13 protein-coding genes are annotated in these 15756 nt (G+C 74.2%); 6 read left to right on the top strand and 7 right to left on the bottom strand.

The annotated features are described in order from the left end of the window. Positions 1 to 1518 (top strand): helix-turn-helix domain-containing protein, encoded by a 1518-nt coding sequence (locus tag ACQ9ZG_RS15105; protein WP_499281605.1) that lies wholly within the window; start codon positions 1 to 3, stop codon positions 1516 to 1518. On the opposite strand, the gene ACQ9ZG_RS15100 is transcribed toward ACQ9ZG_RS15105, so the two are convergent. From ACQ9ZG_RS15100 to ACQ9ZG_RS15090, 3 genes are all read right to left on the bottom strand, one after another. After that, the gene (locus tag ACQ9ZG_RS15100; protein ID WP_258312313.1) at positions 1508 to 3523 is read right to left on the bottom strand and encodes a YncE family protein; all 2016 of its coding nucleotides are present in this window, start codon (positions 3521 to 3523) and stop codon (positions 1508 to 1510) included. The two genes, ACQ9ZG_RS15105 and ACQ9ZG_RS15100, sit on opposite strands and share 11 nt — an antisense overlap. A gap of 431 nt (positions 3524 to 3954) precedes the next feature. Then, complete coding sequence (locus ACQ9ZG_RS15095) at positions 3955 to 4500, bottom strand: TetR/AcrR family transcriptional regulator (RefSeq protein WP_028416033.1); 546 nt, start codon at positions 4498 to 4500, stop codon at positions 3955 to 3957. Positions 4501 to 4651: 151 nt separating this feature from the next. Next, positions 4652 to 5332: an MFS transporter gene (locus tag ACQ9ZG_RS15090; protein ID WP_109914035.1), complete on the bottom strand. Its 681-nt coding sequence runs from the start codon at positions 5330 to 5332 to the stop codon at positions 4652 to 4654. A gap of 266 nt (positions 5333 to 5598) precedes the next feature. On the opposite strand from ACQ9ZG_RS15090, the gene ACQ9ZG_RS15085 reads away from it, so the two are divergent. Further along, complete coding sequence (locus ACQ9ZG_RS15085; RefSeq protein ID WP_499280654.1) at positions 5599 to 6984, top strand: MFS transporter; 1386 nt, start codon at positions 5599 to 5601, stop codon at positions 6982 to 6984. A 5-nt stretch (positions 6985 to 6989) separates the two neighbouring features. Here ACQ9ZG_RS15085 and ACQ9ZG_RS15080 read toward each other — a convergent pair whose 3' ends face one another. The 3 genes from ACQ9ZG_RS15080 to ACQ9ZG_RS15070 all read right to left on the bottom strand — a co-directional run bounded on the left by ACQ9ZG_RS15080 (position 6990) and on the right by ACQ9ZG_RS15070 (position 10463). Next, positions 6990 to 8750, bottom strand: coding sequence for a serine/threonine-protein kinase (locus ACQ9ZG_RS15080; RefSeq protein ID WP_499280653.1), 1761 nt, complete (start codon positions 8748 to 8750; stop codon positions 6990 to 6992). Positions 8751 to 9262: 512 nt separating this feature from the next. Next, positions 9263 to 9712, bottom strand: coding sequence for a MarR family winged helix-turn-helix transcriptional regulator (locus ACQ9ZG_RS15075; RefSeq protein WP_258312044.1), 450 nt, complete (start codon positions 9710 to 9712; stop codon positions 9263 to 9265). Positions 9713 to 9854: 142 nt separating this feature from the next. Then, a complete protein-coding gene (locus ACQ9ZG_RS15070) occupies positions 9855 to 10463 on the bottom strand; it encodes a DJ-1/PfpI family protein (RefSeq protein ID WP_499280651.1) in 609 nt (202 codons plus the stop codon). A 157-nt stretch (positions 10464 to 10620) separates the two neighbouring features. Between ACQ9ZG_RS15070 and ACQ9ZG_RS15065 the strand changes: the two genes are divergently transcribed. The 3 genes from ACQ9ZG_RS15065 (at position 10621) to ACQ9ZG_RS15055 (ending at position 13808) form a co-directional block, all read left to right on the top strand. After that, positions 10621 to 11994 carry an aspartate aminotransferase family protein gene (locus ACQ9ZG_RS15065; protein WP_109917325.1) on the top strand — a complete coding sequence of 458 codons (1374 nt, stop codon included), beginning with the start codon at positions 10621 to 10623 and terminating at the stop codon, positions 11992 to 11994. A 142-nt stretch (positions 11995 to 12136) separates the two neighbouring features. Then, a complete protein-coding gene (locus tag ACQ9ZG_RS15060; RefSeq protein ID WP_028416039.1) occupies positions 12137 to 12829 on the top strand; it encodes a GntR family transcriptional regulator in 693 nt (230 codons plus the stop codon). Between the two features lie 328 nt (positions 12830 to 13157). Beyond that, positions 13158 to 13808: a putative DNA-mimic protein gene (locus ACQ9ZG_RS15055; protein WP_018489526.1), complete on the top strand. Its 651-nt coding sequence runs from the start codon at positions 13158 to 13160 to the stop codon at positions 13806 to 13808. Between the two features lie 264 nt (positions 13809 to 14072). Here ACQ9ZG_RS15055 and ACQ9ZG_RS15050 read toward each other — a convergent pair whose 3' ends face one another. Continuing rightward, positions 14073 to 15062 carry an SLATT domain-containing protein gene (locus ACQ9ZG_RS15050; protein ID WP_499280650.1) on the bottom strand — a complete coding sequence of 330 codons (990 nt, stop codon included), beginning with the start codon at positions 15060 to 15062 and terminating at the stop codon, positions 14073 to 14075. A gap of 322 nt (positions 15063 to 15384) precedes the next feature. Here ACQ9ZG_RS15050 and ACQ9ZG_RS15045 point away from each other — a divergent pair, with 322 nt between their 5' ends. Then, positions 15385 to 15726 (top strand): YbaB/EbfC family nucleoid-associated protein, encoded by a 342-nt coding sequence (locus tag ACQ9ZG_RS15045; RefSeq protein WP_078562485.1) that lies wholly within the window; start codon positions 15385 to 15387, stop codon positions 15724 to 15726. Positions 15727 to 15756 lie beyond the last annotated feature (30 nt).

Raw genomic sequence — 15756 nt, 5'->3', positions numbered from 1 at the left:
ATGCAGCGGCTGGCCCGCAATGGCGGCACGGCGGAACTGCTGCGGTGGCTCGCGGGGCGGGCCGACGGCTGGGCCGGAATCGTGGGCTCCGGCGGTACGGTGCTGAACGCGTCGGGCACGGTCCCCGGCGACGCGGGCCGGGCCCGGCACACCTACGTGCCCGATGTGGCCTCCCTCGTCGCCGAGGGCGTACGGGCGCTGACCGGCCGCGGGGCCCTGGCGTACTCGCACGACACCGGCACGCACACCACGCTGCTCTTCCCGCTGCACGAACCCGTCGCGGCCCCCCGCGCGCGCGATGGCCAGGAGGCCCCCGCCCCGCTCCTCGCGGTCGTCACCCCGCGCCCGGTCGCCGCCGGGCTCGCCACGCTGCTGGCCGACGCGCTGATGCCTCTCTCGCTGTGCCGCGAGGCCGAGGCGGTCGAGCGGAAGCGGCGCCGGGTGGACCTGGCCGATGCGCGCGGCCGGGAGGCGGTGCTGCACCTGCTGATGACGGGCCAGCTCTCCATCGCCCACCAGGTGGCCGGTGCGCTCCGCCCCCGGCTGCCCGATCCCGTACGGGTCTGTGTCGTGGAGTGCCACCGGGGCAGCCGCGACGAGGTGGCCCGGGTCTGCGCGGAGGCGGACGGCGGCCGGTCCTGGATCGTGCGCTGCCCCGTCTACGCCCGCCACCTCATCCTGGTGCTGCCCGCGGACGGCACGGAGGAGGGCGCCGGTACGGCCACCGACGAGAAGGTCGCGGCCCTGGTGGCCGAGTGCGTGGTCGGGATCAGCGAGCGGGTGCCGCTGGCCGAGACCGCGACCGGGTACCGCCAGGCCTTCCACGCCCTGGCCGTGGCCCGCGAACTCCCCGGCCGGCACGTCCGGTTCGGCGCGGCGCCGGAACCGGCTCTGGTCGTCGGCGAGCCCGGGCGGCAGTGGGCCGAGGCCCTGCTCGCCCCGCTCCTGACGTATGTGCCGCGCCGGACGCAGGACCCCGGGGCCCAGGAGCTGGTGGCCACCGCCACGTCCTGGCTGGCGTTCTCGTCGCACGCGACCGGTCATCTGAAGGTCCACCGCAACACCCTGGCCGCCCGCCTCAAGCTCATCGGCGAACTGCTCGGCCTGGACCTCGACCGGCTGGCCGACCAGGCGGCGCTCGATCTGGCCCTGCGCGTCCGGGCGACCCCCGCCCCGGCCTGCACGCCGTCCGCCGTCCCCGTACCGCCGGAAGGGGCGGCGCACGGCCTCGACGAGGTCCTGCGCCGCCCCGCGGTCCAGGAGTGGGCCTTCCACCAACTGGCCCCGCTGGAAAGGGCGCCGGGCACCGGGACGGCCGCCGAGACCCTGCGCACCTGGCTGGCCTGCGAGGGCCGCATCGGCCCGGCGGCGGCCGAGCTGGGCATCTCCGTCCCCGGCGCCCGCAAGCGGCTGACCCGGCTGGAGACCGTGTTCCAGCGCTCGCTGCTCCGTCCCCCGAGCGCCCGCTACGACCTGTGGCTGGCGCTCAGGGCCCGGGAACTGGGGGCTACTTCGTGAAGATGAAGTACTTCCAGGCGGAGTGCGTCGTGGAGTTGACGCTGTCGCCGGAGGAGCCGTTGACGTACGAGGCGCGCACCCGCATCTTGTAGCCGGTCTCGTGCGGCCCCGGGAGCGTCACGACGGACTTGCCGTCGGAGGCGAGCGGGAAGTACTCCTGGCCCAGGTCGTACCACCGGCCCTGGTAGTTGAACTGCAGGGTGAGCCGCTGGGCGCGGCCCTTGTAGTAGGTCATCGACGTGGTGAAGTCGGGGTTCTTCTTCTTGCTGTAGTACGCGTAGGAGGTCTTCCCGATCTTCGCCGTCCTGTAGTGCTTGGACAGCTTCACCGAGACGTTGACCTTGGCGTACGCGGTCGACTTCACGGTCTTCGGCGCGTACCGGGCGTCACCCGCGAAGACGGCCGTCACCGCGGTGTCGCGCTTCATGTTGACGGTGACGGACAGGTTGCCCTTGGAGTTGACCTTGGCCTTCTTCAGGAGCTTCTTCGGCTTGTCGGCGCCGAAGGGGTCCGCCCACAGCTCGACGACCCGGTTCTTGTGCGTCGTGCCGAGGGTGGCGGTGAAGGAGACGTTCTTGTTGTACGCGTGGGTCGAGTTGTTCCGGTTCAGCTTCAGCGAGGTCGCGGCCCGCGAGACGTCGACGGTGGCGGAACGGGAGGCGGGGGAGTGCGTGCCGCTGCCCGCGTAACTCACCTTGTACGTCACCTTGCCGCCGACGTGCGGGGTGTCGGTGAAGGAGAAGGTGCCGTCCTTCTTGGGCGTCACCGAGGCCAGGGACCTGCCCTTCGGGGACTCCAGGTCGGTCCGTACGACGGTGGCCCTGGCCCCGGCCGGGAGCGCCGGGTTGGTCGTGAGCCTGCCGGTGACGGTGAGCTTCTTGGCCCGGGTGGCCTTGGACGGGGCCTTGACCGAGACCGTGACCGCCGACCTGGAGGCGTCGGTCAGCGTGCGCAGCCTGAAGACGTCGTTGTAGACGTTGGTGGTGACGGCGAAGACCCGGCTGCGGTCGGGCGCCCAGGCGAGTCCCGCCTCGCGCAGGTCGTAGCTGGTGGAGGTGGTGCCGTCGTACGCCGGGAACGTGTACGTCCGGTACGGGGACCTGCCCCCCTGCTTGTAGACGAGGACGTTCGGGGACTGCCAGGAGCCGAGCGCCAGCGTCCCGTCGGGCGCGACGGCCAGGGCCCTGCCGCCGGCGTTCGTCGCGAGGGTGTTGGTACGGGAGAGGTCGGCGGTGGAGTACGACTGCGCCGCGTACGGGGTCCCGCCGCCGCCCACCAGCACGCTCTTGCCGTCCGGCGTGATGTCGAAGTCGCTCAGGTACGACTGGTACTGGGTCCCGCCCGTCGGGCCGGTGGTGCTCGGCCCGTGCGCCACCCGCGTCCGGGTGCCCGTCGAGACGTCGTACACCGAGAGCGTGATGAAGCTGCTGCCCTCCTGGGCGGCCGCCAGCACGTTCGGGGCGCCGGGGTCGGCGGCGAGGCGCGGCGCCGAGTACCAGCCGTCCTCCATGCCGCTGCCGAGCGTCACCGTCTCCTCGGGCGAGGAGAGGTCGACCGAGCCGATCTGGCCCCGCTGGCCCGGCTCGGGACTGTCGAAACCGAACCAGAGCTTCCCCCCGGCCACCGCCGGGTACTTGGGCGTGACGCCCTCGCCCAGCGGGTAGCGCTTGGTCTCGGTGAGCGAGGCCGTGTCGATGGCGGCGATGGCCTCGGCGCCCGGCACGGCCGCGTAGACGGTCTTCGAGTCGGGCGAGAGCTCCAGCCCGATCACCCCGGGCAGCGAACCGATCTGCCGGATGACCTTGCCGTTGTAGTCCGTCGCGACGATCTTGCCGGAGCGCGGGTCGCTGATGAAGACCCGCTGGTGGACGCCGTCCACGACGATGTCGCCGCTCGACTTGACCGGCAGCGAGGCGCTGGAGTCGGCGGCTGCCGGGCTCGCCGCCCCGCCGACCAGCACGATGGAACTGAAGAGGACCGCGAACGCCGTTGCGGTAGCGGTCACGGTCGGAATTCTGCGCGTACGCACAGTGAGTGATACCCCCACGGTATGAAAGGGGCCGCGCGTCACCCGAGACGAGAGAAAGAAGCGTTGGGGCGCGGCCAGGATCGCAGGGTATGGCATGCCGGTGACATGTGCGCGCCTCTTATCGGACCAGTGTCTGAATTAGCGCGTTAGTGGCCGAAATGGCGGGCCATTCGCGACTGTTGACGCAGGTCGTGCCGGCATCCGCCGGGGGCCCGGCCGCGTCGGCACCCGGCGGCCCGCTGACGTCGGCGCGCAGAAGCCCGCTCACGCCGGCACCCGGCGGCGGCCCGGTCACGCCGACGTGGTGATCCGGGGTCCGGTCACGCCGGCGTGGTGATCCGGGGTCCGGTCATGCCGGCGTGGTGATCCGGGGTCCGGTCGCGTCGACGTGGTGATCCGGGGTCCGGTCATGCCGGCGTGGTGATCCGGGCGATGGCCTCCACCGTCAGGGCCCGGTCGTGCGGCTCGGTCTCCAGGGCGCGGTGGATGGACAGGCCCTCGATGAGGGCGTCGAGCTGGCGGGCCGTGGCGGGGTCGAAGTGCCACTCCAGGGCGCGGCGGCTGCGGCCCATCCAGGTGCGGGTCAGCTCGCGGTAGGCGGGCTTGCGAGCCGCGAGGGTGTACAGCTCGTGGGTGAGGACCAGCTCGCGCTGGTTGCCGCCGGAGAGGTGGTGGACGAGGTCGGCGACGGCCGCGCGGGCCTCGTCGCGGGTGGTCGCGGCGCCGAGGCGCTCCTCGAAGACGGCCACGATCGTGCCGGAGAAGCGGGTGAACGCCTCGTGGAGCAGCTCGTCCATGCTCGCGAAGTGGTACGTCATCGAGCCGAGCGGCACCCCGGCGCGCGCCGCCACCTTGCGGTGCGAGATGCCTGCCACGCCCTCGTCGGCGATCACGTCGAGCGCCGCGTCGATGATGCGGTCCCGCCGGTCGGGGTCGGTGCGCCCTGTCGCCACCCGGCGCCTCCTCGTTCGGCGTGTGTCCGTTCCGGCTCGCAGCATAGAGCGCGGGCGGGGTGGTGAGGCCGGACGCGGGCGGGCGGCGCGGTCGGACGCGGGCGGGGGAGCGGGGCCGGACGAGGCCGGGCGGTGCCGGCGGGGCGCGGGGTCAGATGAGGTCGCCGAGGGAGACGTCGAGCCGCACCTCGCCGTTGACCTCGGCCACGTTGACGCAGAGGTCCCGCCGGTCCAGCAGCCAGCCGTTGGCCCGGCAGGTCCAGCCCGAGGGGTGGTCCAGCCTGCGGATGATCTCCGCGTTGGTGAGCCCGTCCCGGCTGCCCACGATCACCGTGCGGGCGCAGCTCGACGACCCGCAGCTCGTGTCCTCGGAGAGCGCCACGAGGCCGGGCGGCAGCGCGGGAACGGCCTCCTTCGGCGGGACGTTCGCCTCGCCCGCGAGCAGGAACGCGACGAGCGAGCCGACGACGGTGAGCCCGGCGTACGCCCCGAACACCCCGGCGGACCTGCTCCGCCGGCGCTCCCACTTCTCGGACGCGGGCCCACGCCGCGCGCGCTCCCACCGGACCCCGCACCAGATGACGAGCGGCGCGGTGACGCCGAAGAGGAGGTGGGCGTCGGCCCGGGGGACGCCGGTGACCCATCCGTGCTGCACGGCGACGAGGAGGGCGCCCGCCGCGGCGAGGACGGCCCCCACCGCCGTACCCCCGTTCCGGGTACGGGCGGTGCGGGCCCAGGCGACGACGGGGGCGGCGGCGAAGACGAGGCCGAGCAGCGACCAGACGAGAGAGTCGGTCGGGGCGGCGGACGGCAGTGCGAGGGCGGACTGCACGGGGCTCCTTCGGTCGGGGCGGCCCGGGGAGGGGAGCGGTACGGCCCCGGGGACGTCGGCGGCGCACGGATGGTTCCGGGGCGGACGGTTGCGGGCTGGGTGCCGGGGGCGACGGCGTACCGGTCGCGCAGAGTATGTACGAACGTACGCTTCAGGTGTACGGTCGTACGCTCCACGGTCCGTCCCTCCCGCGCCTTCCCGCGCCCCTGCCCTTCCCGCTCCCCCGCTCCCTCCATCCCTCTCCCGTCTGCCGAGGCTCCGTTTCGATGAAGGTCACTCCGGTCGTCGACGCCCGTACCCGCCGCTGGCGGGCCGCGCTCTTCCTCTTCATGCTCGCCACCGGGGTGAGCATGGCCTCCTGGGTGGCCAGGACCCCCGCCGTACGGGACGCCCTCGACGTCTCCACGGGGGCGATGGGGCTCGTCCTCTTCGGGCTCTCCGTCGGTTCGATGGCCGGGGTGCTGGTCTCCGGCGGGCTGGTGCGCCGGCACGGCGGCCGGACGGTGATCACGTTCGGCGCGGGGCTGCTCGTCGCCGGGCTGCTGGTGATCGCCGGGGGCGCGGCGCTGGAGATCTCCGGCGGGGTCTTCGGCGGACTGGCGCTGTTCGGCGCCGGGCTGGGGCTCGCGGAGGTGGCGTTCAACATCGAGGGCGCCGCCGTGGAGCGGACCGTGGGGCGCCCGGTCCTGCCGGTGCTGCACGGCTGCTTCAGCCTCGGCACGGTGGTCGGCGCGCTGCTGGGGATGGGGCTGACGGCGGTACGGTTCCCGGTCGGCTGGCACCTCGCGGCGGTGGCCGTGGCGGTGGCGGCGGCCGGGATCTGGACCGTACGGGCGATTCCGCCGGGCACGGGACGCGAGGACGCGGAGTCCCGTGCCGGTGGGTCCGGTGACGGTGGCTCCGGTCGGGGCGAGCGCGCCGGGGGTCGTGGGTGGCGGGCCCAGGTGGAGGTCTGGCGGGACCGGCGGCTGGTGCTGATCGGGCTGATCGTGCTGGCCATGGCGTTCGCGGAGGGCTCGGCCAACGACTGGCTGCCGCTGCTGATGGTGGACGGCCACGGGACGAGCGCGACGGCCGGTTCGCTGACGTTCATGCTGTTCGCCGTGGCGATGACGACGGGCCGGTTCGCGGGCGGGCCGCTGCTGGTGCGGTACGGGCCCGCGGCCGTGGTGCGGGCGAGCGCGATCGTGGCGGCCGTGGGCGTGGCGCTGGTGGTGTTCTCGTCCAGTGCGCTGCTCGCCGGGGCGGCCGTCGTGCTGTGGGGGCTCGGGGCCTCGCTGGGGTTCCCGGTCACGGTCTCGGCCGCGGGGGAGGGCGAGGGGGAGCGGGAGGCCTCGGCCCGGGTCGCGGCGGTGTCGACGGCCGGGTACGCCGCGTTCCTGGTCGGCCCGCCCTCGCTGGGCTTCCTGGCCGACCACGTGGGGCTGCGGGCGGCGATGATCGTCGTGCTGGTGCTGCTGGGAGGGGCGGCGCTGATCACGGGGGCGCTGCGGCGGCGGACGCCCGCCCCGGTGGCCGGGGACGGCGGGGAGGCGGCGGGCGGAGGCGCCGAGGGCGGGGGACCGGCGAGCAGGGGCGCGATGGGCGGGCGCGCGGTGGGCGAGGGTGCGGTGGGCGAGGGTGCGACCTCCGCTCACTCCGACCCGGTGTAGCCGGGTCACTCCGCCTTCGTGTAGACGATGCTCTCGCCCGAACCCGTCGTCGCCCGGCGCAGGGTGCCGTCCGGGAGGAGCGTCAGCTCGGTGGACTTGCCGGGCGAGCAGGAGGAGGCGGGGCGGCCCACGGAGACCGCGGAGGGTCCGATGAGGACCGGTTCGTCCTCGTCGGCGGAGGGCCGGGCGGCGAGGGGGGCGGTGAACTCGCAGTGGTACGTGGCGCCGAGCGCCAGGGGGCCTTCGGCGGTGAGGGAGAGGACCTGGTCGCCGACAGCGCCCTGGCGAATAATCAACTTCCTTGTGGAATCGCCCCGTTCGCCGGGGAGGGAGGCGGTCCAGGTGCCGAGGTAGTCCTCGGGCACGGCCCCCTCGTCGCCGGTGCCGGCCGGGTCGCCGGACGATCCGGTGGAACTCCCGGCTGAACTCCCGGCGGAATCGCCGGTGGAGGCGGACGGGTCGGGGGTGGAGGTGTCACCGCTCCGGTGGTTCATGAACGCGTACACGGACCCGCCCGCCCCGATCGCCACGGCTATCGCCACCGCGACGAGCGCGACGGTCGCCCCGGTGGAGCGGCGTACGGGCGCGGGGGCGGCCGCCGGGGTGAAGTAGCCGGACGGGAGCGGGGTGTTGTAGGCCGGGCCGGTGGTGTAGCCCTGCCCGTACGGGGCGTGGGTCCCGGGCTGTCGCGCGTACGGGGGCGGGGTCGGGGCCGGCGGGGGAGCGGCCGGCGTGACCGGCGCGGCCGGGGGCGGAGTGGCGGGGCCCGGGGCGACCTGGGTGGGGAGCGCGTGGACGGAGGCGGGAGGGGTGGCGGGCGGCGTCGGCTGCTCCGGGTCCTCCGCGTCGAGCAACCCCACCGCCTGGCGGCCGAGTTGGGCGAGGAGGGTGGCGGGGAGCCAGGGCTCGTCCGCCTCCGCCTCGCCCAGCCGGGCCAGGAGGTCGTCGGTGGAGGGCCGGGCGGCCGGGTCCTTGGCCAGGCACTCCCGTACGACGTCGGCCAGCTCCGCCGGGACGCCGGTCAGGTCCGGGTCCTCCTGGGTGATCCGGAACATCAGGGCGTGCACCCCGCCGCTCTCGGCCGCGCCGAACGGCAGACGGCCGGTCGCCGCGTACGCCAGCACGGAACCGAGGCAGAACACGTCGCACGCCGTCGTCACCCGCTCGCCGCGCACCTGCTCCGGGGCCATGAACCCCGGCGAGCCGATCATCGCCCCGGTGCGGGTGAGGTCGCCGTCGGCCAGGGACTCCAGGGCGCGGGCGATGCCGAAGTCGATGACCCGGGGGCCGTCGATGGTGAGCAGCACGTTGGAGGGCTTCAGGTCGCGGTGGATGAGCCCGGCGCGGTGGATGTGCTGGAGGGCGTGGGCGAGCCCGGAGCCGAGGAGCTGGACGGACCGGGTGGGCAGCGGGCCGTACGCCCCCGAGTCGGTGAGGGGCGCGCCGGGGCGGCCGGAGACGACGCGGTGGAGGGAGGGCCCGGCGACGTAACCGGTGGCGACCCAGGGGATCGGGGCCTCGGTGTCGGAGTCCAGGACCGGGGCGGTCCAGGCGCCGCCGACCTGGTGCGCGGCCCGGACCTCCTGGCGGAAGCGGGCGCGGAACTCGGGCTGTTCGGCGAGTTCGCGGCGGACGAGCTTGAGGGCGACGGTGCGGCCCCGGTCGGAGCGGGCGAGGAAGACCTGGCCCATGCCGCCTTCGCCCAGGCGGCCGAGGAGGCGGTAGGCACCTATGCGGTGCGGGTCGTCGGGCCCGAGCTTGTCCATGTGCGCTTCCTCCCCTGCGGCCCGCACGAGAATAGCCCCGCCGTCACGGGGCCGCCGCCGCCCTCTACGACACGTCCCGCCACCGCCCCGGTTCCGCCGGGCCACACCCGGTCCGGCGCGCCCCCCACCCGCCGCCGCGCGCCCTCCCGACCCGTCCGGCGCACACCCCGGCCCGCCCGGCGTTTGAGGCCGGAACCGTCGGCTCGGCGGGGTTCGGTGCGCCACCCCAGCCCGTCCGGCACGCAACCCCACCTGGTCGGGCGCGCTCTCCCGGCCGCCCCGCGCTTGAGGCCGGAACCGTTGCCTCGGCGGGTTCGGTGGGCCACCCCGGCCTGCCCGGCGTTCGAGGACGGACCCGTCGGCTCGGCGGGGTTCGGCGCACCAACCCAGCCCGTCCGGCGTTTGAGGACGGAACCGGGGAGCACGGGTCCGGTGCGCGGGCAGGGGCGCTGCCCCGGGGAGCGCAGGCATTCAGGCGCGCCCCGCCCAGGCGGGAACGGCCCCGTCCCGGGCTAAGGGCGGGCGCCGGCCCCGCCGGAAGGCGCGGCCACCGCCTCCTCCACCGCCCCCGCCAACCGCTCCAGCACCCCCACCGTCTCCGCGAGCGCCTCCACCCCCAGCACCTCCGCCAGCCGCGCGGCGAACTCCGCGTGGGGCGGGTCGATCCGTGACACCGCCTCCCGGCCCGCGGCCGTCACGCGCACCAGCTTCGCCCGGCGGTGGGCCGGGTTCTCGACGTACTCCGCGAGCCCCCGCCCGACCAGCAGGTCCGCGATCCGCTGCACGCTCTGCCGGGTGATCCCCATCTCCCGCGCGATCCCCGCCACCGGCAACGGCTCCCGCAGCACCGCGCCCAGCACCTGCCACCACGCCGCGGTCAGCCCGCTCGGCCGGGCCAACTCCTCGGCCACGCCCAGGAACTGACCGTTCAGCCGGAACACCGTCAAGGCGGCCCGGCTCAACAACTCCTGCCGTGAAGGGAGCTCCTGCGGGAACGGCAACTCCTGCCGGGACGGCGATTCCTGCGGGGACGGCAACTCCTGCCGGGAAGGGAGCTCCTGCCGGGAACGGACATCCCCCACGTCCTCCGTATCCACCCTCCGCTCACTCACCCTCCAGCACCTCGTACGCACTCGGGTCCGAGTCGTGGAACAGCCGGTACCAGGCCCCCAGCTTCTCCGGCCCGTACACCCCCAGCAGCCCGAAGACCTCCCGCGCCAGCGCCACCGGCTCCGTCGGCCCGGCCGTGATCAGCCCGCCGTCCGTCACCGCGTCGGCGTCCACGTAGTGCGCGCCGCCCCCGTATCCCGTTGCCGCCAGGTAGAAGGAGACCGCGCTCGTGTGCGCCCGGTCGTCGAGGAGCCCCTCGCGGGCCAGCCCCGCCGTCGCCCCGCAGATCGCCGCGACCGGCACCTCCGCGTCGAGGAAGGCGCGCGCGGCCCGGGCGAACGGGGCCAGGTCGTCGCCCGCGTCCCAGAGCCCGGCCCCCGGAAGGATCAGCAGCGCGCTGTCCTCGGGCCGCAGCTCCGCCAGCGCCAGATCGGGCTGGACGCGCAGCCCGCCCATGGTCGTGACCGGCTCCCGCTCCGGCCCCACGGTCCGGACCCGGTAGCCGTTCTGGGCGAGGAAGGCCGTGGTGTACCCGGTCTCCCAGTCGGCGAGGGTGTCGTACACGGCGAGATGGACGACCGCTCTGGCGCTGGTGCTGGTCATGATGACCTCCCGGAGTAGATGACAGAAGCCTGTCATGACGACAGCATGCTGTCAATGGGGAGGGAGGTGCCCCGACCCGACACCCTGCCGACCCCCGCGCCCAACGCCGTACAACATGGCCATGGAGACCGCCCCCACCAGCGCCTACGCTCCCCGCATGACCCCTCATGCCCCTCATGCCCCGTACGCCGACCCCGCGGCCGGTGCGGCCGTGAAGGCCGCGGACCGCGCGCACGTGTTCCACTCCTGGTCCGCCCAGGGCCTCATCGACCCGCTCGCCGTGGCCGGCGCCGAGGGGGCCTACTTCTGGGACTACGACGGCAACCGCTACCTCGACTTCACCAGCGGGCTCGTCTACACGAACATCGGCTACCAGCACCCCACCGTCGTCGCCGCGATCCAGGAGCAGGCCGGGAAACTCGCCACGTTCGCGCCCGCGTTCGCGATCGAGGCGCGCTCCGAGGCCGCACGCCTCATCGCGGAGCGCACCCCGGGCGACCTGGACAAGATCTTCTTCACCAACGGCGGTGCCGAGGCCGTCGAGAACGCCATCCGCATGGCCCGGCTGCACACCGGGCGCCCCAAGGTGCTCTCCGCCTACCGCTCGTACCACGGCGCCACCTCCACCGCGATCAACCTCACCGGCGACCCCCGCCGCTGGCCCTCCGACAACGGTTCGGCCGGCGTGGTCCACTTCTGGGCGCCGTTCCTCTACCGCTCGCCGTTCTACGCGGAGACCGAGGCGGAGGAGTGCGCCCGCGCGCTCCAGCACCTGGAGGACACGATCGCCTTCGAGGGTCCGGCGGCCGTCGCCGCGATCATCCTGGAGACCGTCCCGGGCACGGCCGGCATCATGACCCCGCCGCCGGGCTACCTCGAGGGCGTGCGCGAGATCTGCGACCGGTACGGGATCGTCTTCGTGCTCGACGAGGTGATGGCCGGATTCGGTCGCACCGGCGCCTGGTTCGCCGCCGACCACTTCGACGTCGTGCCGGACCTGCTGACCTTCGCGAAGGGCGTCAACTCCGGTTACGTACCGCTCGGCGGCGTCGCCATCAGCGCCGAGATCGCCGCGACCTTCGAGACCCGCCCCTACCCCGGCGGCCTCACCTACTCCGGCCACCCGCTCGCCTGCGCGGCCGCCGTCGCCACCATCGGCGTAATGGAGGACGAGAAGGTCGTCGAGAACGCGGCCCGGATCGGGGAGACCGTCCTCGGCCCCGGCCTGCGCGAACTGGCCGAGCGCCACCCCTCGGTGGGCGAGGTGCGCGGCCTCGGCGCCTTCTGGGCGCTGGAGTTGGTGCGGAACCGGGAGACCCGCGAGCCGCTCGTCCCGTACAACGCCTCGGGCGGGGCCAACGCCCCGATGGCGGCCTTCGGGGCGGCCGCGAAGAAGCAGGGGCTCTGGCCGTTCATCAACATGAACCGCACCCACGCCGTCCCCGCCTGCAACGTCACCGAGGCCGAGGCGAAGGAGGGGCTCGCGGCGCTGGACATCGCCCTCGCGGCGGCCGACGAGCACACGGTGTAGCCGTACGGCCACTCTCGCGTACGTCATCGCCCCCCGCCGTGCCCGAAATCGGGCACGGCGGGCACCTGCCTTAAGGTGACCCGAGCCGGAAGACGGCCGAATCCGGCTGAACACGGCTGACGAACGGGAAGGGCGGCCGCCCATGGGGCCGAGCGGAGGTGTGACCCGCAGTACGCTGCGCCAGCAGATCGCCGACGCGCTGCGCGACGAGGTGCTGGCCGGGCGGCTCCGTCCGGGCCGGGCGTTCACCGTCAAGCAGATCGCGGAGCAGTACGGGGTCTCCGCGACCCCCGTCCGCGAGGCGCTCTTCGACCTCTCCGCGCAGGGGCTGCTCTCCTCCGACCAGCACCGCGGCTTCCAGGTCCACGAGTTCACGGTCCGGGACTACCGGGCGATGGTGGAGGCGCGCTCCCTCGTCGTCGAGGGCATCTTCCGCTCCCCGGCCGACCAGGTCGCCGTCCGGGCCGAGGCGCTCCCTCCGATCCGGCGCCGGGCCGCGGAGGCCGTCCGCGCGGCGAAGGGCGGCGATCTCGACGTACTGATCGGGTACGACCTCCGCTTCTGGCGGGAGCTGGGGGCCTTCGTCCTCAACCCGTACATCAGCGCCTTCCTCACCAAACTCCGCGTCCAGGCCTGGGTGTTCACCGTCCACCGGCTGCGCGGCGAGCACGCGGACGAGCATGTGCTGTGGTTCGGCCACGAAGACCTGGTCGAGGCCATCGCGGCCGGCGACGAGCCGCGGGTGCTCGCGGTGATGCAGGACTACTACGCGCACGCCCTGGCCTGGGCGGACCACCTGGAGACCCGGGAACGAGGAAACCCGGCCCCGGAGTAGCGCCCGCCGCACCCGGTGCCCGACCGGCGATCCCGCCCGCCGTGGGCTTCGTCCCACCCGCCGCTCACGCCACGCTGCCGGAGCGGGGCCGGGACCGGGCCGGGATAGGGACCGGGCCGGGATAGGGACCGGGCCGGGATGGGGACCGCGCCCGGGGCGGCGTCCGGGACCGCGTCCTGGACAGTGCCCGGGACCGCGCCCGGACCGCGTCCGCGCTCGCTCGTGTCGGTGTCGTGGCCGCCCGCGCGCTGCCGGGGCCCTGTGCGCGGGGTTCACCTCCCATTACGCTGTTCCGACGATCGTCGAACCCGTTGGAGAGCGAGACTTCGTGGCCTGTGACCTGTGGCTGGTCCCCCTCGTCGATGTGCTGTGCCACAGCCCCGACAACCCCTTCGCCGAAGAGATCGCCGTCTACGACCGGGCGCTGAGCGACGCGGGCCTGCCGCCCGTCCCGGTCTTCGCCTACATGCCCGGCCTCAACGGGGACGTGGCCCCGGTGGCGGGCTTCGACTACGACGCCCTGCACTATCTGCGCCGCGCCTATCTGCTCCAGCTGAGCGGCCTGGCCGTCACCCCGGTCGAGGGCCTCGGCGGTGACTACGAACAGCTGCTGGAGATGTTCGAGCAGACGGCCCAGCAGTCGCACCTGGTCTGGCACTACGACCACGCGGGGGCGTACGTCCCGCTCGACTTCCCGGCCCCGCTCTCGAACGACGCCCTGCTGGCGGGCGGCGGCCCGCTGGGCTCCGCGCACGGTCTGCTGCGGGAGCTGGAGTACGTGGCTCCGGTCATCGGCATCGACCCGGCCAACCCCCCGGCCGCCCCGCAGCCGCCCCCGGGCCCCACGACCCTGGAGGAACCGGCGAGCCCGGTTCCGTACGACGACAGCCCGTTCGCGAGGGAACGCCATGTCTGGCTGGGCCTGCACGCGGCGGCGACCCGCTCCCTGGCCCAAGGCTCCATGATCATCTTCAGCTGAACACTCCTGCGGGCCTGCCCACCCCGACCACACAACTCCCGCCCGCACACGCCCCCGGCCCGCCTGCGCCCCCCCGGCCCGCCCGCGCACCCCCAGCCCGTCCGGCGTTTGAGGACGGAACCCTCACGAGGGGGCTCCCGCGCCGACCGATCCGGCTCGGGGGGGGGCAGACCCAGCCCGTCCGGCGCTTGAGGACGCGGGCTCTGGGGCCCCGGGGGGCGCACCCCCGTACCGCCCCCAGCCCGCCCCAAGCCCCGCCCCCGACTACCGCGGCGCCTCCGGAGGCCGCTGCCGCGGCATGTTCGGCCGGGCCGCCACGGACGGCATCGAGAACCGCCCCGGCGGCACCCCCGGTTCGGCCCGCCCGCCCGCGCTGCCGGAGACGAGCGCCTGCGTCCCCATGGGCGCGGGTCCCGCCCGGAACTCCACCATCCAGTCCGCCGTCTCCGACCTCACCAGCTCCGTGATGTCCTCGGAGAACCGCCGCAGCACCCCCAGGCACCGCTCCGCCGCCTCGCTGGCGGTCCCCTCGGTGGGCCCCAGGGTCTCCCGTACGCACTCCGAGGCCCAGTCGAACTGGAGCACCTGGAGCCGCCGCTGCACGGCCTGGGCCGTGGCCAGGTTCCTTATCCAGCCGGAGGTCAGCCCGAAGTACCGGTCGCAGGCCATGCAGGCGGCGCCCAGCAGCAGCGACAGATACCCCCATCCCGCCGAACCGCCGAGCGTCCCGGTCAGGTCGAGCAGCGGCAGCGCGGCCCCCGTGACGACCCCTGCGGCGGTGCCCCACCGCAGGGCCCGGGCCCCCCGGCGCTTCCAGACCCGGTCCTCCAGATACCAGCCGGCCGTCGCGAGGGCGCCGGACTCGACCCAGCGGTACAGCTCGTCGAGCCGCTCGGCGGGCTCGCCCCAGTCACCGAGAGGAAAGGGCCGCCCGGTCAGATCCCGCCCACCGGACCCACCGGACCCACCGAATCCGCCGGACCCGCCGACCCCATCGAATCCGCCGGACCCGCCACCACTGCCCGGCTCGCCCCGCCCGTGGCCCCCGCCGCTGCCCACCCCGCGGCCACCACGGCCACCGCGCCCGCCGGCTCCACTCGCCCCGGCAGTCCCTCCGGCGCCCCCGACCCCTCCGGTCCCCGCGGTCCCCCCGGCCCGTGAGCCAGAAGTGGAGCAATCCATTCCGCTCTCACCGGAACCCGCATCGGACTCCTTGCGGGGCGGCCCCCCGGGCTGCATCTCCGGCTGACTCACCGGGGCACTCCTCTGCGCTCTGTGAAAGTAACTGTGCGTCACCGGCCATGCGCGCACGCGTATCGATGTGCACGCCCTTCCTACCGCCGAATGGTGGGCTGTGATGCCGAAAACGAGGGATTCTCATCCGCATGGGGCCGCTGGTCAGGTATAGGACCATCGGTTACGGCCGCGAATCTCACCCGAAAGAGTTGGTCCGCCGCCGGTCCGCCATCGATCCGCACCGCCCCCTCGGAGATCCCCGACGGGTGGAGCGCGGTGACCGGGGAGCACGTAGGCTCGGCTTACCGAAACATTTGTCGTCGAAATGCCAGGAGTGACCGTGATTCCCGGTGGTGGCCAGCCCAATATGCAGCAGTTGCTCCAGCAGGCCCAGAAGATGCAGCAGGACCTCGCCGCCGCCCAGGAGGAGCTGGCGCGGACCGAGGTCGACGGCCAGGCGGGCGGAGGCCTTGTGAAGGCCACCGTGACCGGCTCCGGCGAGCTGCGGGCCCTGGTGATCGACCCGAAGGCGGTGGACCCGGAGGACACCGAGACGCTCGCCGATCTCGTGGTGGCGGCCGTGCAGGCGGCCAACGAGAACGCGCAGGCGCTCCAGCAGCAGAAGCTCGGCCCGCTGGCGCAGGGCCTGGGCGGCGGCTCGATCCCGGGCCTGCCGTTCTGACATCGCCGGTGGCCGCCCGGAGCTGACGCC

Origin of the sequence: Streptomyces araujoniae, assembly GCF_050871195.1 — a bacterium.
In the GTDB taxonomy this organism is placed as follows: Bacteria; Actinomycetota; Actinomycetes; order Streptomycetales; family Streptomycetaceae; genus Streptomyces; species Streptomyces bacillaris.
Note: the sequence above shows the minus strand (reverse complement) of the source record. Positions and strands in the feature narration are given on the sequence as shown.